This is a genomic window from Cyclobacterium sp. L-R (assembly GCF_056859355.1).
Window position 1 is genome coordinate 1 of record NZ_JBSXOH010000072.1, and the last position, 20,577, is coordinate 20,577.

A 20,577-nucleotide genomic window follows, 5' to 3' on the forward strand; every position below is an offset into this window, starting at 1 on the left:
GTCAGGGGTGATGCCTGTCCCGTGTTTACGGGAAGTGTTGCAATCGCAAGAAAATCAGGCTGTTTGGAGATTTTAGCATAGCACCGCTATGGTGAAATTGAAAGCAGCAACGAAGTGGCTGATTTTGAAGCGATTTCAGCACGTAATAGAATGTCTATTGCATATTTCGGGTTTAAAGGCACTGGACACTTCCTTAACCTTTCCAAATGCTGTTATTGAAACAACTATTGAAATTTCTGGAATTCAAAATTTTGTTGCCCTCTCTTATAATAATGCTAAGCTCACTAATAAATAAATTAATTTATCTGTATCAGATTTTTCAAAAGACCTTCCCTATCTATTAAGTCCAAACCTCAATTTTTTATAAAGCAACAACTGTTCTTGAAGCAAATGAAATTGTCGAAGGTGATTTTTGGCCATCGGCTGAATTTCTTAGATCTTTTTCTTCCATGTTCTTAAAGCAAAACCCTGATAAATGGTTTAATTCAAGCTGGTGACTTTGAAACAGCATTAGGTTTCTTTAAATTTCTTTCCCAACTTTTGAGCTTTTTTAATTCTTTGTGATGCTTCCTATCTATAATTCAAATAAATTTATATTCTAAACCATATCAGCGTATAGAATTTAACCTACCGGCAAAAATTTTCTGCTTTATATTTTACATTTAATCACAATCAGAATTCTATGAAAATTTGCGTATATAAAACACCAAAAGGAAAATTTAAAAATAAGTTAATCGAAAAACCAGTCTTCAGGTCGGTCCTTTCACTTTGGTTCCAAGTCATGGTGGTGGTTTTTGCTGTAAGCTGTAAATCTGAAAGCACCGAAAAAGAGGTGGTGAAAAATAATGAATCAGAACCTATAAAGGTTATTTTCGAAACTGATATGGGGAATGATATTGATGATGCCTTGGCCTTGGATATGTTGTACAAATTTGCAGACCAAAACAAAATGGAAATAGTAGCTATCAATGTTAATAAAAACAATAAATATGCTCCACTATTTATTGACCAGATGAATAACTGGTATGGTCATCCCGATATACCTATTGGTACTGTTACCAATGGTGCAGACTCAGGTGGTGAGTCTAGAAATTTTACTCAGGCTGCTTGGGAACATCAAGTGGATGGGAAGCAAGCCTTTCCCGGAACAGTGCTAGAGAGCAATAAATTTCCTGATGCGGTAGATTTATACCGTGAGGTTTTGACCAAACAAGCAGATAACACTGTGACAGTTGTTTCGGTGGGTTTTTCAACAAATTTAGCCCGATTATTGGAATCTTCCTCTGATGATATTTCTGAATTATCAGGCAAAGACCTGGTGAAAGAAAAGGTTAAACTTCTCAGTATTATGGCAGGAAATTTTAATGAAAACCGGATGGTGGAATACAATGTGAGGATAGATATTAAATCAGCTCAAAAGGTTTTTGAGGATTGGCCAACACCTATTGTTGCCAGTCCATGGGAACTTGGACACCAAATAAAATACCCTGCTTCCAGTATAGAAAATGATTTTAAATGGGCGGGAGATCACCCTTTAGTGGTGGCTTATGAGAACTATTTAGAGATGCCTTATGACAGGCCTACTTGGGACCTTACTTCGGCTATATACGCCTTAGAAGGTGGTAGTGATTTTTTTACTTCTAGTAAGAATGGTCAAATTTCTGTTAATGATGAGGGGTATACTAATTTTGTGGAAATGCCTAATGGAAACCATAGATATCTAAAAGTTACTCCGGAGCAAGCCACGACCTTAAAGAAAGAATTCCTTAATATCATTACAAAAAAGCCCCGCAATAGAGATTGATTTATTACCAATAAAGCACTCACCTTCATTTTATAATCACTTAGCCCAATTTATACCAAAAATGAAAATTAAAAGCACATTTACCGAAATCCATGCCGCCAACTTTTATCAAAATAATCCCCTAACTTTCAATAAGAATAAAGGGACATCTTTACTAAATTCCATCTGCTTTCTGCTCTCTTTGTTCATCGGAATGTCTTCAGCTTTTTCACAAGAATTCCCCAAGCTCTCCGATGAAATCTTATTGTCAAGGTTAAAACCAAACACTGAGAAAATTAAAGTGGTGATAGATACAGATACTTATAATGAAGTTGATGATCAATTTGCGGTGGTGTATGCTTTGCTTTCCCCTGAGCAAATAGATGTAGAGGCCATATATGCAGCACCATATCATAACAGTCGTTCTAATGGGCCTGCAGATGGAATGGAAATGAGTTATAAAGAAATCCTTAAGTTAATGGATAAAATGGGAATGCAACATAAGGATTTAGTTTACCGTGGGTCAAAGGAATTTCTCAAGAACAAAAACCAACCAGTAGAAAGTGATGCTGCCAGAGATCTGGTAAAAAGAGCCATGGCTTCTGAGGAACCATTGTATGTGCTTACCTTAGGCGCGCCAACCAATGTGGCGTCTGCTATTTTGATGGAGCCTAAAATCATTGAAAAAATTGTTGTCGTTTGGCTAGGAGGAAAAAGTTTGGAATGGGATACGGCCAGAGAGTTTAACCTATTACAAGACATGGAATCTTCAAAATTACTTTTTGATTCCGGCGTACCGCTAATTCAAGTTCCAACAGAGCCTGTAACCTCCCACCTACTCACAACTATTCCCGAACTGGAAACCTATCTTCAGGGAAAAGGGCCTATTGGGGATTATTTAATCGAGATATTTAAAGACTACCACGATAATCATTATGCCTATTCTAAAATTATTTGGGACATCGCTGTCATTGCGTATGCAATTGATTCCTCATGGTTCAAGACAGAAATTAGACATTCCCCTGTTTTAACTGATCAAATGACCTATAGTGTGGACCAGTCAAGGCATTTCATCCGGCTGGTCACCTACCTAAGACGCGACAAAATATTCGGAGACATGTTCAGAAAGATTCAGGACCATCACAAGTAGATAAAACGAAAGGCTTGTTGGAAAAGAAAGTCCAACAAGCCTCTTATTAATTTCATCCATACTTCTACATTTGATTAAAGCTCCATTATCAGCCTCCATTGCAACGAATTTTCCACCACACTCAGGAAGGAATTTTAAATTAAAGCATACTTATCTCTAATTTGTACCTATTGCTTTTAGATATTGAGATATCAGGGTTCTCATTGTCCTTAAAGCGAACTTCCTTAGGTAATTTGAATCCTCGTTCAAAAATATAAACTGGATATTTTCCATCAATTGCTTCTGCAGGAATGGCAGCAACTTCCATTTCGCCATCTTTTTTAGTGAAATATCCTACTGCAATCTCTTTCCATTTCACCTCAGACCTTCCGCACCTATTGATCTCTGTTCCCTTCTTGTCAAAAAACAAAATGCTATAATAATCCTTTTCATTAATTCGCGAAATCGGTTGATCCCAGATGGCAACAAACTCGTTCTCTGGCAAATCCAAACTGAACTCTCCAGTAGCAGTGGCCATAGGAACGCCTAGCCTGTAGTCTTCCAAGAGGTTTTTACCACTGGCCTTTACCGGGTTGAGCTTAAAATTTTCATCTTGGTTTTGCGAGAAACTCGGACTTTCCCTTTGCGAAAACACAGTGATCATTTTCTCTTTCTTCTTGATACTTCCATTCAGGTCATCTTGAAACCTGAACCAATCCGAATACTGAGCATAGTCCTCCGTAACCTACCAAAGTTTAACTTCATCATTCTTTTGATAATTGATCGTGGTATTTTCAAGTTTAAAAAAGACGCACTGCAAAACAATTTCTTCTTTTACATTGCTGAAGGAATTGCCTCTGATAGTGTTTCCTTCGGTGTTGATTTTTATTCCTATGGTTGAATTCTCAATGGTATTGTCTGATATAAGGTTATAAAAAGCATAGTCACGTCCTTCGTCTGTAATGTCATTTCTTGTGTCTCTTCCCATGCGTGAGCCTATATGTATGGCTACCGAATAGCCATCAAAATGGTTGCCACTGATAATGTTATTGTGAGGCATCTGCTCTCGCAAATTATTGCTTTCCCCCATGTTCCTAAACATTGAAATCCCAATTCTCCTTTGATCCGTATTTATTTGGGATTTAGAAAATTCATTGTTACTTATTTCACTGTCAAAAAAAGTGTCACCGATAAAATCCCCATAGGAATGTTGATTTTGGCTTAGCGTATTGTCCCGAAACACATTGTCTATAAATTGATTGCGCCGACTGCGACTTCCCGAATAAATGGCCCCATAACCATTCTCAAAAAGCTTACAATTCTTCAATAGGGTATTGTATCCATTGGTATAGAACCCTATCCTATTTCGAGTAAAAATGCAATTCTCCACAATCAACCGGTGTTGTTCCTGATCACCTGTGCCATTGATTTTAATGCCTCGTTTCCAACCCATAAACGTGAAATTCTTTATTTGTGTGGCTTGGATTCCTTCTACTTGGGGAAGGTTATAAAATATCCCACGAAGTTCATTACCTTCTCTCCACGGCTCTTTTCTTAAGGCATACAATTCATCAAGAGGGAGGCTTTGGTTGGTGGTTCTTACATCCATAATCAATCCATTGCCATCCATTACTATACCTTGTTTTGCGATGGTAAAAGGAGACTTATTGGTAAACTGCTCACTAATCTTCACCAACCAAGGCTCTTTTCTTGATTTGAATTTAACAGAAGTATCCACATCAAACTGCCGGATCAACGCTCCTTTATCATTGTACCAGGCAGCCCAACGTTCGGCATTCCAAGGGTCAAAATCCCCATTGCCATCTTTTAGTACTTTTTTATATAAAAAACACTTTGGCTTGATTCAGACGCTTCCTTAGGTGCTTTATTTTGGGCAACACTGAAATTATAGCTAAAAACAAGGGCTATTATTGATAAGAATGATTTTGGTATCATGTAGGTATTGGGCTTATAAATAATTGTATATAGTAATCCTAAGCGAGGATTAAATTCAACTCAAAATAAGCTGATTAACATTCTATTCCAATAGAAATTTCGAATTACAAAGCATTACTCCATTTGCACGCTAGGTTAATAATGCCCTATTTCACCAAGCCCCTAGAATCCCTCCCATTAAAGTAAGAGCAAGGATGCAATAACTTGCATTGATTAAGAATGCCTTGAAGGACCGGTTTTCAAATAGATACAAGATTCCCAATAAAGTAGCCACCCAACCAAAACCTGCCAAGAATCCAGCCATCAAGCCGAAGGACATATCAGCATTTACTCCAATAAACAACTCCAGGTTCATGGCAGCAACAAAGGCCAAAAATAATGACAAGCCAAATACCTTGGGCATATTCCTATTATTCAAGACCGATTCTGTAAATCCAAATGCCCGCATCCAGGTCTTACCAAATAATGGTCCATACCAAATACCTCCTACCAAGAAGGAGGATATTGAGGCCACGAAGACCGATAACCATTTGATGTTTTCAAAAGCTGATGCCATATCCATAATGTATTGTATTTTTGTTCTTTACAATACTAATGGTATTTCATATCCTGAAATAGTAAAAAATTAACCTTTCTTATTCAAAGGGAAAAAATTGGTGGCTTCTTGAAAACCGTATTGAATAAATTTCTGCGGATTGATTCCTGAAAAATGCTTGAATTCCTTAATAAAATGCGATTGGTCTGCGTATTCAAACTGGTAGGCTATCTGAGCCCATTCGATTTTTTTAGATTTAAAAATTTGTTGCAAAATTTCATTAAAGCGAAGCATGCGTTGATAATACTTAGGGGTCAAACCTACATACTTTTTGAATTGGTCTATCAGGTGTTTTTGGGTTTTTGGATAGCCCTCAATTATCTTCAAATAATGCTCCACAGGCTCATTGTGTAGTTTTTCCAAAACGTCCAACAAGTCTACCGGAGGGGTTTTATCCTGACGAAATCTTTCTAGAAGCCAATTTTCTGCGCTTTGAAACTTTTTTTCAGACGTTTTTCCATTAAAGATTTGCTCTCTTAAATTAAGTATTTCTTCTCCAAACAATTCCTCAGCATTAATGACCATATCATTCAAGTCCTGCATAGGAAGGTGAAAAAATGGATAGCCTCCAAAAGGTTTAAACTGGATCACAAACAATTCTGAATGTTGGTGAGCTGAAATTGAAATGTAATTTTTTTGCATACCCGACACCCAAACTTCCTTATATGTGGCGATAGGTTCTAAAGTAGCATTGTCATAAGTTTTTCTTGGAAAGCCATCCAACTCAAAAATTATAAATACATGCCCTGTGGGAACCACTCTTTCAATAGAATGGTCAGGCATAAAATCCGTTAAGTGAAATATCGCCTCAACGTATTGATTTAATGTTTTTTTGAGTAGATGTCTTTCAAGTGGCATTGTTGCTAATGGTTGGTTGTCCTTACTAATATAACCATTCCTAAACTTTTGCCCGAAAAATCACTCAATTTCTATTTTCACCAGTCTCTCTTTAAAAAATTTGGCAGCTACTCCTACATAGGTGTTATCTCCTACTCTTGATATGGTACCAGGAACCAACCAAAAACTCTTCAATTCACCACCTTTCCTAGATTTCAATACGGTTTTAGAACTTATTTCCCCGTCACTATTTATATGACCTACATGAATTTCTTTCTTTAGGGGCTCATTGTAAATAAAATAAATGGTGCCATTTTCATACATTTGGTAAATCCCATTCGTATGCAGAGTAATGTCTTTTTGGCGTTTGTTGAAATTTTGTATCCAATTGATCTCACCATTTTCTGATATATTGGTAAATTGGAAATCTTCATTAACATGATACAGTTTACCATTATAGGTATGGGCCTGATAATACTCTGAAGACAACGTAATACTATTGTCATCATTGACAAATATCGACTTGATGTAAGTATTGGAAGGAACCTCCATCTCCTTCCCCTTTTCAACTTTTCGTTTGTCTTTACCTGTTAAGTAATCCTCACTTTGGTATAGAAAATCCACTTTATTTTCATCCGAAAATGGAATGAATTTTTCATTGTCTATTGCCAAGGTAAATGGGTTCAAACTCTGAACAAACATCCCATCAATTTGCCTAAGTTTTTTGTCATTGGAATAATAACCAACCAGTCTAACATCTTTGTTCTTGTCCTGAACCAGTGACATTCTCAAGAGGTATTTGTCTGTGTTTTTCAAATAATTAATAACGGGGTCATCAATTCCCCTATAAAATGAATACATGAAGTGCATAAATTCATTGCCCCCTTTTACTATATCCACCTTACTCAACATATTAAACACCCCTTCATTAGAAAGGCGAACATTACCATTGCTATTTAAGGATTTTATAATACCATATAATTTCGTGTCCTGCCCTCCCTTTTGGAATTCAGGTATACTAGTATTCATTTTCCATTCGGAGTTCATCGAGGCATCGAAAACCTCAACATATGCTTCAGACCCCTCATTGCTCCTACTGCCTACAAAGGAGAAAACAGCAAATTTGCTATTGTCCTCAGAAGGGACAATACTATAGCTTGATCTTCTGTCCAGCTTTTTGTCTACGATGGGCTGTTCGGAAACCATAATCGGCTCTCCAAAAGCCAAGGTTTCCTGGTCCATCTTTTTCCTGAACAAACGGTTTTTATCATCGGATTCATCTGAATAAAACAACCAAATTCCCTTACTTTTGTCTTGGTAAAAAAACTCAAAGCTTTTGTCATTGGCCTTATTCATTACAGTCATTGGAATGTCCTCTATTTTCCTACTTTTTTCCAGTACATAGTCTTTGCTATACTTTTCAACAACCAACACCCCTTTGGTACCTACTCCTACTCCATACAATGAAAAACCTTTGGAAATGGCTCGCAATAAAAAGTATCCATCTTCTGCCGTACCGATAAGGCCAATTGTGCCAGTTAAAAGTCCTCTAGAAGTAGGATCTGTAATTTCCACGTTTATCGTTTTCTCTTGTGCAAGCAGGTCAAGATTTAGTGCCAAAATAATCAATGCCACCAGGTAAAATTTTACTTTCATTTTCTTAAGATTTTTGTTAAAAATTATTTAAAATAACACGCTTATAAAAGTCAAAAAATCCAGCTACTTTATTCATAAAAAGAACCAACAGCTACAATTCCTTACACTTCACTCATTCCTACCTTTTGCTACCTCCTACTCTTAAGTAATATTCACATCTTAATTAAAGCCCACACCAATCAGACACTATCAAATCTGTTTGCTGAAAAAGTAACAGAAAGCAAAACTAATAATTAAATTATTTTTAAACCAACTTTTTTGTATTTTAAATGTAAAAAAATGTTTTACAATAAATTGTAGACATTTTTTTTAGTGGCATTGATGTAAATAAGTTAAAATCACTTGTCTGGTCTTTGATTAGCTAAGTTTAAATAGCTCATGATGCAGAAACTTTTCAACTCACAGCAAAGCCTCTGACTGGTCCCTAACTGGTCGAAGTGTAGCGAAGCGTAACTTAGCCCCATAATGCCGAAAGTTTTCAACTTTCATCAAAGAAGCAAATATCCTCCCCTTCGCATAATTTTTTGGAGTCATTTCTGGTATTATGATTTGGCTAAAGCCACAGAGAAGAGAAAATCCATACTATCCCCCAGCTGAAGCTAGGGGCTATTGATAAAGAAGGATGGTATCATTTTTAAGCATCTTTGCCTGGCTCCTTCCGTACCCCCAGCGGCTGAGCGGAGTCGAAGTCATAGGATGATGAATACGTAATGCCTCCCCCTTCAGTTGGACTTAGGGATCGGAAATCCAATTGATCAACAAAATAAATTCAATAGGAATGGGCTTCAGCCCATTTATAGGGTTACACAATTTCATCTGGCTTTAGCCAAAAATTAGTGATCGAAAGGGTTTGATTTGTGGCTACCTCAAATTTGAAACAAAAATCACTCTGAGAAGGAATCTCCTCTGACATATCAGGTCATCACTATTGTTTTGGACGACCTCCTTATGTTATTAAAAGTGGATTCTTGCTTTAATTTAATTAAACTTTTATTTAAATTAGTTGATTAATAAGTTTAGCTATACCTAAACATTTTGAGGAAATATTCGTTAATCCATACAGAAAACATTCCAAATCCAACCAAAATTGACATTTGGGAATTGTGCAAGAACGGTAAAAGTCTTTTGCAAATGTTTATTGATGAACATCAAAATGACGCCTTAATATTTGACAAAATAGCTGGTGCACTTAGCATTATCGAAATCACATCTAATCTATTACGGTTGCCTAAATCTAAATTCAGGTTGATTGAGGGACACGGAATAAACTGTAAAGTATATGAAGCTAAATCAGGGATTATAAGATTGTACTTATTCCATGAAGAAAACACTGGAAGAGTTATAGTTACTGGTGGAAAAAAGGGCAACCAAAAAGAAGATATTAAATCAGTGCTTCAAACGATTAAAGACTTCAAAAATGAAAGTGAATAAGAGAGAACAAATTTTAAACCAACCCTCCTATTGGATTGAAAATATCAATGCATTATTATACAATGCTATTGTGGATTATATGGAGGAACATAATATGAAGCAAAAGGATTTAGCGGCACATTTAAATATAAGTAAGGGGCGTGTATCCCAAATTTTAAACGATGGTGATATTAATTTTAGTTTAGAGAAGGTCATTCAAATTGCCCTAAAAGTCGGTATGTATCCTTCATTTAAACTAGAAAAAAAATCCAATGTATCAGTGGAAGATTTTGACGATTCTTTGGTGAAGTAAGTTTCACATTTGCTTCTGCTCCTATCTGGTCTAAGTTTAGCGAAGCGTAAATAGACCTATGATGATGAAAGTTTCCAACTTTCATCAAAGAAGAAAAAATTAGACCTTTTCCACCTCAATGAATATCCTTTCTTGGCACAAAGACATTAGCAAATTAAGGCTTAACTATTTGCCTTAAGCGGTAATTGTTGGGTCGTATTTTTTATTTTTTCATTTATAATTTTACTTATTTCTCCAGCTCTATCAACAATCATAAAATGTTCCCCATCTTCAATTAATTCAACTTTACCCGAACCTCTCCAGGGAATCAACTTGTCTTTTGTACCATGAATGCGAATTACGTTATCAACTTGGTTTTGGTTGTCCCAATTTACCAATTCATTAACTGCCCATTTTGCAAACTTTAAATCAGTATCCTCGAAGATATCATTTAGAAGCTCTTTATTGGCTGTACCAAATAAAAAGGATGCAAAATATCTTGGTGGGTCAAAAAATTTTACCGGTAAATTCTTTAGGATACCTAGTTTACCAAAACCTTTATAAATTGGCCTTAATTCATTTTTAGTTTCGACCGAAGAAATTAATATTGTTAAGCAAGGTTTCAAAATTTTACTAATCTCGACAGCCACTAATCCACCAAAACTGACACCAATGAGCACAAAATCTGACTTAAGGTTAATAATTTTCGAAAGTCGGGCTGAATAGTCTTTTAATGCTTCCTTTTTGTAAGGCTTGATCCACTCAATAGGGATTAGCGTATGATCCAACTTAAGAAAATTGAAAACTCGCTTGTCAGCTCCAAGTCCACTTATTCCATAAATTTTCAATTTTTATCGAGTTTTTATGTTTTTAAAAAAAAGCGTGTCAGACTTCTAAGGCATTAAAATTCTAAAGTGCTGTGGCCTAATAACCTCGGCTTTTATTTTGAATTTTTTTTGATCGTTCAACACATGCCCAATATTCTGGCTTTCCATAATCTTGAATTACAAGATGAATCTTTGGCTTTCCTAGAAAAGATGATTTGTCAATTCCACATCTGATAAAATAACTTCTGCCCTTTTCAATATTAAGCTTAATATCAGTTCGTTTACCTGTCTTTGCACTCAAAGTGTAAAGCCCTTCATTTTTCACCTTAACAATTGCTGGCTCATCTTTTCTTAGTTCATATATTGTTGAATCATTAAGTTTTAAATCATACTTCCCTACATGAAAACTATTATATAAAGAGGATGGACTGTAGAAGTAAAGGGACGCAAATTCATTTTCACTTTTTTCTAACTCGACAACATCAAGCTCAAGTTGGTCAAAATCAATATCGGTTTGATAGTTGATATTGCTTTGAGAATAGTAAAAATGAAGCACACTTATGGCTTTATTTAATCTATCATCTTTTTGATCAAATCCATAAGCCAATTTGTAACTTTCAGGTTTTTGATAAGCGTAATTATCCATCCATTGTTTTTTATAGACCAATCTTTTGTAAACATCTATTTTCGTCCCACTAAAACTAAATCTTATTTGCCATTGTGGTTTTGATTTAATTATAGTCACCTTGAAATCTGGGTAGTTTTTTTTTAGATAATCGTAAAGGAAAGTAGCGCTTCCAAGCATCATTGTTGATTGTCCTTTACCTTCCCACAGCACAATTTCTTTTTTTTTAAATTTTTGCCAGTTTAATAAATGACCAACATCTTGTTCGTTGGCAAAAATGTAGTTATTATATTTTTTAAGTTCTTTATCAAAGTATTTTTTGTTTTGTCCAAAAGAAAATAGGTATACGAATAGTAATAAAAGTATAAATAAAAATCTAGTCATTGGGCAGTTAATTATTCAACATAATGTAGGTTAATTGAGCATTTCTCAAAGCTTTAAGTTTTATGAACTTATACCAGCATTTATTGATAATTCAATAGTGAATTACTCAATATTTGACAAATTAAAATAGTCGCCACTGTCATGGCCTGTTGCAAAATAAATCTTATCTCTTTTACTTAAAAATAACTTTTTATCAATCCTTACCCTAATGATGTCGTCAAACATAAAAGTGGAATACGCCAGTGGCAAAATCCAATCAAGAAAATCATAATTAGCAACATCCGTTTTAATGATGTCGTCAATTCCCTTTAATATTCCTGGTAAAACGTATCTATATTCAGGCAAAAAAGTCGGTTCACTAGCCCAATCAATATCATTCTCGTTATAGGTATCAGCTCCAACCAAATAAATCGCAGGAATCTCATTATTGTTATCTTCAAATTTTAATATCCCTACCCATATTGCTTGAACGTTTTCAGGTAATGGCGAATCAATTATTAATCGATGCATCCAACTGATGATATCATTTTGTTCATCTTCAAAATCTAAATCTTGTAAGTCTGTCCAGTAAGGCTTAGGATGCAGTTGCTTATGAAAATCAATAAATTGATTCCAGGCTTCTTTTGCCACAAATTTACTTTTGAATATTTTTTCTAAATAATCCCAAGATATATCGTGTTGAAATTCTATTTTACCGTATCAATTTTTACTTTAAACAACTGTTTATTAGGTTATTATTTAATTTGATATTTTAATCGTCCATGATTAACGAAAATTAAAATGCACTAAATTCACCTAATTTAAACTACGATTAGTGAACAAATTAAAAATTCCAAGGAGCAATATCTGTCAATATAACCCAATCTCTCGAGGATCGAAAAACACCCAGAAGCTCTAATTTAAAATGATTTTGACCATCTGATACAACAAAATAGAAATTCTGTACTTCTATTTCTCCAATTTTTGTTTTAGTTGACTTCTGAATTTCAACATTATCTATTTTTAGAATGTTTTTTCTTTCCAGTTTACCGTAAACAAAATCAAAGGATGAGGAGATATTTTCTTCTAACATCCCAATTGTTGGACCAATGGTCTCGTAGAAACCAACACGTTCTTTTTTCTTTACTTTATTCACTTTTGCCCCATAAGAAAGCTCGAATAAATCCTCCTTGGTTGGACAAAAACGCATTACAAAATCAGTTTTATTATTTTCTACTAACAATTCACTTACCTCTCTACAAAATTGTTCGTAATTAGTTGATTTCTGGGCAAATATTGGATTGAGGGTACTTATTATAATAATCACTGATAAAAATAGTTTTTTCATAAGCTATTATAATGCGTTTAATCATTTGATAATTAAATTATTAACAGGGCATCCTTGTCTGATCTAATTTATGCTTCGCTAAACTAAGACATAAATTAAGAAAAGTTATCAACTTTCATCAAAGAACCACAAGCTGACGCAATCGCAAAATTAGTCGGGAAGCTCCTTGGCAATAGGATTTGGCTAAAGCCACAAAGACGAACAAATCCATAGCATCCCTCAGCTAAAGCTGGGAGCTATTGAAAATTATTACCTTTAAACCTTTCTGTGTTTTTGCCCAACTCATATCATTAATAATACCAACTCAATAGGAATGGGCTTCAGCCCATTTATAGGGTTACACAATTTCATCTGGCTTTAGCCGAAAATTAAAGGGAAAATGGATGTCTATAAAATCCACCTTTCCATGATTTAATAGTTAAAAACATTTGATCTGGCTCCGGGGTCGAAAAATTTGGCTAAAGCCCCAAAAAAAAATACACACCATCCCCTAGCTAAAGCTAGGGGCTATTGAAAATTAGAACCGTTAGACCTTTCTGTTTTGTACCCGTATTTTTCATTTCAAAATTAAAGCCTGCAGCACCATCAGCAAAACTTATAATCCTTTCCGTTAAATCGGATTCATTAAGGTTAAACATGCTTTTATATTCCGCTAAAGTTCGCCCCCATGGAACTGTATTTGTTAATTCAAAACTCATTTTTAATAGGCTGTTAAACGTTATAACCTTATCTCGAATGCCATTTATTTAGGTGAAAATTTCACCTACCGGTTTACCCCAGTTGCCTCAACGGATTCATGTAAGTTCCATTCAAGTGGATTTCGGATCGAAACACATTCTAAATCCGGTTTATGTAAAGGGTCGTTCAGAAAATCTTTTACAATTTGAAAAAAACAGGGACTGTAAAACTGGTGACTCTCATCTGGGAAAACTACTTCATAACCATTTTTCAAATGCCTTAAAGCTTCAGTGGCATTGATGGGGGGAGTGGCAGGGTCCAAATTTCCTGATACCATAAGTGTTGGGATTTCTGAAACTATGGCTTCGTTTTCCAAATAGGTCGCCCGGTAAGGATGCCATTCTGCCAATAACCTGGCGGCCGAATTAGAAGCAAAGGCAAATCCAATCTCAGATTCTTTTATAGCTTTGTCCATGTCTGCGGCATTATAGAAAGGAAGTTCTTCATAAGCTGCAACCGAATACATCACGGGAAAATTCATAAGATAATAAAAGGGCTCAAAAGCCTGTATAAGGTCGGCAATAGGTTCGGATTCTCCATTTTCCAGCGCTTCAATAAGTAAGGGTATCTTGCCAATGGTGGGGCGGTCGTATAGTAGATAAATTAATAAAGACATTGTATCCTGGACATTAAGCACAAACAGCTTTTCCTTATAATCAAAATGCAAAGGCTCTGTTTCCATTTTCTCCAAAGTTCTCAACAATCGTTCTTTAAGATTGGGATATCTACCATTACACTCCTCATTCTCCTCACAACGTCGAAGAACCTCAAAAAGGGAATTTTCAAAGGTTTTGATTCTGTCCCCAAACACATCGGATTCTGGGGTTAAAACACCAGCCAACACAGCACTTCGTACACTTTTGGGAAAATCACGCATGATGGTCAATCCCAACCTTGACCCATATGATACGCCATAAAGATTCCACTGATCATAACCCAAAACTTTGCGTAAGTCCTCAAAATCCGCGGCATTTTCACGGCTATTGTATCCGGCGAGATCGACTCCTTTGCCCTCCATGGTTTGCTTGCATTCTGCTATCAAGTTAGCTATAGCTTTATAATCCCTCTCTAGGTCAAGATCTTGTCGCATGATGTCGAATAGTGAGGAACCAGCTTCGGTACAGTTTGCTTCAGAAGCGCCAGTTCCGCGTTGATCCATTAACACAATGTCCCTATTATTTCTTAGAGGGGAATTTTTCCAAAACGCTTCCATTTCCATGGTTAAGGTGGCTGCTCCTGGGCCACCTTGTAAAAATAAAATAGGCACTTTTAAGGAGTCAACTTTTTTAGCCTTTAGCACCTTATAGGCTAATTTAAGCATTCGTGAATTAGGGTTCAGCCGATTTTCAGGAACTTCTAGTGTTCCATCTATGACTTCATAGTTAGAAGTGGCATTACAGGCATAAAAGAGAATTGCTAGGGTTAAAATTATCGAAAAACGCATAATATTTTGGTTTAAAGTACCTATTTACGATTCCATTTCCCCTGTCTGGATTTTCAAATCCACTCTAAGTGTTGATTCCATTATATCTCTATAGCAAAGATTTTGAAATTTGCCGAAATGTTTATTTACAGAAAACGATAACGGCAAGCATAAAACATCACAGCAAACTATAAAAAGGGATGCATTCTCATACAATGAAAGCCTTATATTACACTCCAAATGGTGGCTTGTACTCTTCCATACACTTTATTCCCACATACGAGAACAATCAATGCAATAGACAATCTCGCTTTTGGTGGTATTGTTTCCATCTAAAATAAACTCGAGTTTCTTTTTGCCCTCACCTGTATTTTGTACTTCAAGTTTAAATTCGAGGTATCCGTCGGTATCTCTTTTGGGCAAACTCCTGTTTTCTTGGTGCACTTCTATCCATTTCTCTCCATCAAAACTGTTATAAGTAGTCAGCTTTAAATTATGGGATGCTTTCGATAGGTTTTCAATGCGCACAATGGCATATATTTTGTCATTTGAGGTGAATGGTCCATCGGAAGAAATACAACGATAGCTTTCTCCACTTTCATCCACACTTCTACACAATTCTATGCTTGAAAAAGGATTGCTCAAATCTGGCGCACCAAATGGAGTAACCATTACGATATAATCTTCGCTAATAATAACCTCCCCTTTTCGGGCTTCTAAAGTGTATTTCATTGTTTTTATTGGGGATACTATTTTATCTCCTAAAGCGATTACAGATTCACCATTTAAGCTGATCTCTTCTGCCTCATAAACCTCCCATGTCAATTTACTGTTTTGCCCTCTGCGAATCGTATTTCGATTTGCAGTGAACCTACCAATCACAGGATCGATAGGGACATCTATGGTAAGCGCTTTAGTCTCCATCTTCACCGGCCCCCCTTTTTCAGCCATAGGTGCAACCATAAGTGTATAGGTCGTCGTCTTATCTACCCCAACAGTTAGGCTTCCCGATTTTCTGACCTGCTGGAATTTTTCTGATCCATGCGCACCAAACATAACCTTAGAGGCATTCTCTGTTTGCCAGGATATCGTAACCGAATCGCCCTTGCTAACTTTGCTTTCGCTTGAAGAAAATGAGAGAATCTTAACCGGTAGGTCAAAATTTGGCCATGACTTTTCAAACGAATATTCACCACACAATATCAAATTCCTTGATTCCATCATACAAACCTTTATGCTTTCACTTGTAAATGCCTTCGTTTTTGGGCGTTTTGTTATGAGCAGACTTACCTGGTTAATTCCGGATTTCAGTGGCACTTTTTCAATGTCTACTTCTTTAAAATTTGACTCACCATCAGATTCCACAGGAAATGCATGAATGAATGTATCATTTGAACCAGCCTTTCCGGTATAATTGTATTCCACATTCACCTGAAGTTGTTTATCGGAAATAGCCACTACCTCAAGAATTTTAAGCTCCGATGCATTACTGGCTTTTTTTGATTGAGCAATAGCATTTTGTATGGATAGGTTTACAACTATGACGAGGGCTATGCATTTAATTGCGCTAAATGAATTCATTGGGATTCTAATTTTTAATAAAAACTTCGCTAAATAACGATCTAAAAATATTAATCGTGACAACGAAAATTGGCGTGGTTAAACCAATTGTTAGCATTGCGCAGAACCATAGATATACTTTGTGTTGTATTTTTCAAAAACACCTTACTCCTAATATAGGTAATATGTCACAAGAGCCAATAGCACTGACAGTAAATCTGTTTGATGTTAGCCTAATTACCCTTTTGCTTTAACAATTACATCCTATTTGGTAATGCACCCGCTTTAAAATAAGAAAACCCCATGCATTTTCCGTATCGTAAAAACCCCGCCAACAAATAATTTCGAGGTATATCAACACTTTAAAATCCAGACATCCCCAAATCCTACCCAAATCAAGTAGTACTAAACCTATAATTGCCCGTAATCTAAGTGAACCTTTGAGGTTTAACGCAATAATACCCCATGAAAAAACTCATTTGTCTATTCGTCTTCACACTTTTTTGTTCCACAACCATTTCTGCACAGGAATTGAAAGTTGGGGCTGCCCTTCGGGTAATAACCCCTGATCCATTGATTCCCGTTTCCGGCGGAGTGGGAACACCGAGTCCGGCAACAGAGAAAAAAGGAGACCTTTTTGTTCGGGCAATGGTGATGGAACAGAATGGAGTCAAAGTAGCCATAGTTGGCATTGACAACCTTGGATGGCCTGCAGTCCTAGGCGACCAGTCACGGGCCCTTATCAAAGGCATCCCTCCTGAAAACATCCTTATTGGGGCTACCCATACCCACAGTGCGCCCGACGCCTATGGCTTTCCCAATGAAAAGGGTGAGGTTCTGGCAGATTTTGACTACCTGGAATGGTGTGTCAAGCAGGTGGCCGACGCAGTAAATGAAGCCATGGAAAACATGGAGCCTGCGGCATTAAAAATCGCGGTGGGAGAAGCCAAGGGAAAGATTGCCTATAATTATTATGCACCGGATCTTTATGACCCACGTTGTGGCGTCATCCAGGCTTTTGGTACTACAGGAAAGAACAAAGACAAGGCCATAGCCACCTTGGTCAATTATGCCATCCACCCAGAAGTCATTGGCAATAAAAAAGGTATTTTATCTCCAGATCTTTGTGGTCCTCTTTACGATCGCATTGAAGCCAAAGCAGGAGGAATAGCAATTTTTATGAATGGTGCCCAAGGAGGTATGGTAACCGCAGACAATAGAAGACCTGAAGGCAGAGAGGCCGGGGATTGGAAAGAATGTATCCGGATTGGTGAATTATTGGCAGACCAGGCCCTGGCGATTGTAGACAAGGCTCCCATGCAAACTGCGCCTGTCTTGTTTACCAGCTCAAAGGAAATCAATCTACCTGTGACTTCTCCTCTGATGAAAATGTTGATAGACCATTCTGAAATAGGGCTAAAGGTATCCGAGGATTATATGCTAAAAACTAGGATAAACCTTCTGAACATTGGCTCAGCCCAAATCCTTACCATTCCTGGAGAAGCACTGCCGAATATTGGTTATTACTTGAAAAGAAAGATGAATACAGCGCATCCCTTTTTGTTTGGGCTTACCAATGATGCCTTTGGCTACATGCTTACCAAAGAAGATTTCAATAGTTTCAAACGCTATGAATACATCAGCGAAACAAGCCTTGGTGAAGAAACGGCTGAGGTTTATATAGAGGAGGCGCTTCAATTGATTGAAGAAAGTCCAGGGGCCAAACCATAATTTTGTTGGCATTGTGTTTTTAATAAAAATAATAAAAACCTCGATCTCATTAAGCCCTGTATTAATATTTTAGCATCTGAATTGGGATATACCTAAATTAAAAAACGAAAAGAACTTTTCTTAATACCAAACAGCAATATAAATCCAATGAAAAATCTGTTTATACTTTTAATTGGCTCGTTTATACTACTGCTTCCAATCACCTGTTACCCACAATTGCCTCCACCAAAAAATGGCAACACTTATGTAATTGCACACAGGGGCGCACATGAAGGTATTCCTGAGAATTCACTCCCAGCCTACCAAAAAGCCATTGATCTGGGATGTGATTTTATAGAAATAGACATTAGGACAACCCGTGACAAACAATTCGTAAGTGTGCACAACAGCAGCATTAACGCATATGTGGACGGCAAATCTGGAAATGTTAAAGACATGCGTCTGGCTGAATTGAAAGCCTTGGATATTGGTAAAAAGATTAGTGGGGAATGGCAAAACACCCGAATACCTACCTTTGAAGAAATCCTCAAGCTTTGCCAGAATAAAATAGGGATTTACCTTGACCTCAAAGATGCAGCTCCTGAGGCATTGCTCCCATTGATTCGGAAGTATAATATGGAGGAAAATATTGTCTGGTTTATCTGGGGAGATGATGATGAAAACATTTCAAAAGTCCGGCAAAACTGCCCCAACTGTTTCCTCATGCCTGATCCGGGAAAAGAAAGTAACCTAAATACTGTTTTGGCCAAATACCAACCGAAGGTAGTCGCTAGTGGAATGAAAAATTGTAGCCTTTTTTTCTGTAAAACAGTACATGAGCAAGAAGCCATAGTATTTGTGGATGAAAGCAAAGACAACCTGGAAGATTTAAAGCTTGAATGGACAAAAATGATTGAGTGGGGAATTGATGGTATTCAAACAGACAAACCCAAGGCACTAATCAGCTTTCTCAAAAATTTAAATTAACAACATGAGTACTACTTCCAAAATATTAAAATGGTTTAAGTTTTTGTTCTTAGGGACAATGGTACTTTTTCTATTGCTGGTCTTGGTAAAAATAAGCCCTGCCCTCTGGAACCGTTGGGTAACTTATCCTGGATTAGAACAGGCAAGGAACGAACTATGGCAGCAATACCGGAAACCTCCACAGGTAATACCAATGCCGCTGTACCAGGGAGTTGTTCATTCCCATACTTTTTGGTCCCACGACAGTCGGGGTTTACTACCTGAAATAATGGATGGGGCCAAAAAAGCCGAACTTCAGTTCATTTTTAACTCAGACCATAAACGCAATCAGCTAGATACTTTTCCTAGGGGATATCAGGGAGTTTATGATGGCATCATCATAGAATCCGGTACAGAACATAGCTCCGGGCTGATGATCAGCCCTTTTGACAGCACTGTAATTGACTGGGACAGGCCTGAAGCTGAGGTTATTCACGATGTAGTTGAAAACGATGGATTGGCCATTTATGTACATTCTGAAGATGAGCATGATTGGGAGAATCCTGATTATCAAGCGATGGAAATTTACAATATCCATACAGACATGAAGGATGAAGAAGGGATATTCCCCATTCTTGTCAACAGATTATTGAATCCAAAAAAATACACCCATTGGATGTTTAGGGACCTTTATGATGAACAAACGGAAATATTGGCCAACTGGGACCGTCTAAACCAAAACCGGAAAATTGTAGGAGTGGCCGGAGTAGACGCACACAACAATCAAAGTTTCAGGGCCAGGCATCTTGAGGACGAAAAAATAGAATGGGTAGGCCCCAATGCCGACACCTTGGTGATAAGGGAACCCAATTGGTTTGACAAATTGCTTATGGGAAAAGTCGACAAATACGGTTGGGCTTTTAAATGGGAGTTGGATCCTTATTTCAACTCTTACAACCATGCCAATAACTATGTCTATTGCGACACTTTTACCAATGTAAATATTAGGGATCATATTAAATTAGGACATCTTTTTGTCTCCTTTGAAAGTCTGGCCAAAGGGGACGGCTTTCAATATTTTGCGGTAAATGATGCGGATAGCTTAACAGCCATTTTGGGGGATTCTGTAAACCTGGCTGCTGTTAATAAATTGAAAGTGTTATCCCCATTTCCCGTAAAATTTCAGCTTTACCAGAATGGGGAGCTTATAGAAGAAACCGAGGAAAATTACGAATATGAATACTTGATTCTCGACAAAGGCAATTACCGAATAGTGGCAAGAATCAACCTGAGAAAAGAATGGACACCATGGATTTATACCAATCCTATTTATGTTTATTAGCACCCTAATGGAGTTGT

At 36.8% G+C, this 20,577-nt stretch carries 19 protein-coding genes; 7 read left to right on the plus strand and 12 right to left on the minus strand.

The genetic code is table 11. The annotated features are described in order from the left end of the window. The first annotated feature begins 682 nt into the window (after positions 1-682). Together AC13EX_RS11530 and AC13EX_RS11535 are read left to right on the plus strand one after the other, a co-directional pair. On the plus strand, positions 683-1,804 hold the full coding sequence (locus tag AC13EX_RS11530) for a nucleoside hydrolase (protein ID WP_482892791.1): 1,122 nt from the start codon (positions 683-685) through the stop codon (positions 1,802-1,804). A 61-nt stretch (positions 1,805-1,865) separates the two neighbouring features. Beyond that, positions 1,866-2,933: a nucleoside hydrolase gene (locus tag AC13EX_RS11535; protein WP_482892792.1), complete on the plus strand. Its 1,068-nt coding sequence runs from the start codon at positions 1,866-1,868 to the stop codon at positions 2,931-2,933. A gap of 139 nt (positions 2,934-3,072) precedes the next feature. Here the strand turns inward: AC13EX_RS11535 and AC13EX_RS11540 are convergent, their stop codons facing one another. The 5 genes from AC13EX_RS11540 to AC13EX_RS11560 form a co-directional block, all read right to left on the minus strand. After that, positions 3,073-3,576, minus strand: coding sequence for a hypothetical protein (locus AC13EX_RS11540; protein ID WP_482892793.1), 504 nt, complete (start codon positions 3,574-3,576; stop codon positions 3,073-3,075). Positions 3,577-3,657: 81 nt separating this feature from the next. Next, complete coding sequence (locus AC13EX_RS11545; RefSeq protein ID WP_482892794.1) at positions 3,658-4,668, minus strand: right-handed parallel beta-helix repeat-containing protein; 1,011 nt, start codon at positions 4,666-4,668, stop codon at positions 3,658-3,660. A 351-nt stretch (positions 4,669-5,019) separates the two neighbouring features. Next, the gene (locus AC13EX_RS11550) at positions 5,020-5,424 is read right to left on the minus strand and encodes a DUF1761 domain-containing protein (protein WP_482892795.1); all 405 of its coding nucleotides are present in this window, start codon (positions 5,422-5,424) and stop codon (positions 5,020-5,022) included. Positions 5,425-5,493: 69 nt separating this feature from the next. Then, the gene (locus AC13EX_RS11555) at positions 5,494-6,321 is read right to left on the minus strand and encodes a DUF6597 domain-containing transcriptional factor (protein ID WP_482892796.1); all 828 of its coding nucleotides are present in this window, start codon (positions 6,319-6,321) and stop codon (positions 5,494-5,496) included. Between the two features lie 60 nt (positions 6,322-6,381). After that, positions 6,382-7,956 carry a hypothetical protein gene (locus AC13EX_RS11560; RefSeq protein ID WP_482892797.1) on the minus strand — a complete coding sequence of 525 codons (1,575 nt, stop codon included), beginning with the start codon at positions 7,954-7,956 and terminating at the stop codon, positions 6,382-6,384. A gap of 1,131 nt (positions 7,957-9,087) precedes the next feature. On the opposite strand from AC13EX_RS11560, the gene AC13EX_RS11565 reads away from it, so the two are divergent. Together AC13EX_RS11565 and AC13EX_RS11570 are read left to right on the plus strand one after the other, a co-directional pair. Continuing rightward, on the plus strand, positions 9,088-9,387 hold the full coding sequence (locus AC13EX_RS11565; RefSeq protein WP_482892798.1) for a hypothetical protein: 300 nt from the start codon (positions 9,088-9,090) through the stop codon (positions 9,385-9,387). After that, positions 9,374-9,679: an XRE family transcriptional regulator gene (locus tag AC13EX_RS11570; protein ID WP_482892799.1), complete on the plus strand. Its 306-nt coding sequence runs from the start codon at positions 9,374-9,376 to the stop codon at positions 9,677-9,679. Before AC13EX_RS11565 ends, AC13EX_RS11570 begins: the two co-directional genes overlap by 14 nt. 161 nt (positions 9,680-9,840) lie before the next feature. Here AC13EX_RS11570 and AC13EX_RS11575 read toward each other — a convergent pair whose 3' ends face one another. From AC13EX_RS11575 to AC13EX_RS11605, 7 genes are all read right to left on the minus strand, one after another. Next, positions 9,841-10,338, minus strand: coding sequence for an alpha/beta hydrolase (locus AC13EX_RS11575; protein WP_482892800.1), 498 nt, complete (start codon positions 10,336-10,338; stop codon positions 9,841-9,843). A gap of 244 nt (positions 10,339-10,582) precedes the next feature. Then, on the minus strand, positions 10,583-11,494 hold the full coding sequence (locus AC13EX_RS11580; protein WP_482892801.1) for a hypothetical protein: 912 nt from the start codon (positions 11,492-11,494) through the stop codon (positions 10,583-10,585). A gap of 102 nt (positions 11,495-11,596) precedes the next feature. Then, positions 11,597-12,124, minus strand: coding sequence for a hypothetical protein (locus tag AC13EX_RS11585; RefSeq protein ID WP_482892802.1), 528 nt, complete (start codon positions 12,122-12,124; stop codon positions 11,597-11,599). 193 nt (positions 12,125-12,317) lie between these two features. Continuing rightward, entirely contained in the window at positions 12,318-12,821 is a 504-nt protein-coding gene (locus AC13EX_RS11590) for a hypothetical protein (RefSeq protein ID WP_482892803.1), read from the minus strand. A 500-nt stretch (positions 12,822-13,321) separates the two neighbouring features. Beyond that, positions 13,322-13,519, minus strand: a complete 198-nt coding sequence (locus AC13EX_RS11595; RefSeq protein WP_482892804.1) for a hypothetical protein — start codon at positions 13,517-13,519, stop codon at positions 13,322-13,324. Positions 13,520-13,584: 65 nt separating this feature from the next. Then, positions 13,585-15,003: an alpha/beta hydrolase gene (locus tag AC13EX_RS11600; RefSeq protein WP_482892805.1), complete on the minus strand. Its 1,419-nt coding sequence runs from the start codon at positions 15,001-15,003 to the stop codon at positions 13,585-13,587. Between the two features lie 246 nt (positions 15,004-15,249). After that, the gene (locus tag AC13EX_RS11605; protein ID WP_482892806.1) at positions 15,250-16,563 is read right to left on the minus strand and encodes a hypothetical protein; all 1,314 of its coding nucleotides are present in this window, start codon (positions 16,561-16,563) and stop codon (positions 15,250-15,252) included. Positions 16,564-17,007: 444 nt separating this feature from the next. Between AC13EX_RS11605 and AC13EX_RS11610 the strand changes: the two genes are divergently transcribed. The 3 genes from AC13EX_RS11610 to AC13EX_RS11620 all read left to right on the plus strand — a co-directional run bounded on the left by AC13EX_RS11610 (position 17,008) and on the right by AC13EX_RS11620 (position 20,560). Beyond that, positions 17,008-18,273, plus strand: coding sequence for a hypothetical protein (locus tag AC13EX_RS11610; protein ID WP_482892807.1), 1,266 nt, complete (start codon positions 17,008-17,010; stop codon positions 18,271-18,273). Positions 18,274-18,420: 147 nt separating this feature from the next. Beyond that, positions 18,421-19,239 carry a glycerophosphodiester phosphodiesterase gene (locus tag AC13EX_RS11615; protein ID WP_482892808.1) on the plus strand — a complete coding sequence of 273 codons (819 nt, stop codon included), beginning with the start codon at positions 18,421-18,423 and terminating at the stop codon, positions 19,237-19,239. Between the two features lie 4 nt (positions 19,240-19,243). Further along, entirely contained in the window at positions 19,244-20,560 is a 1,317-nt protein-coding gene (locus AC13EX_RS11620) for a CehA/McbA family metallohydrolase domain-containing protein (RefSeq protein ID WP_482892809.1), read from the plus strand. Positions 20,561-20,577 lie beyond the last annotated feature (17 nt).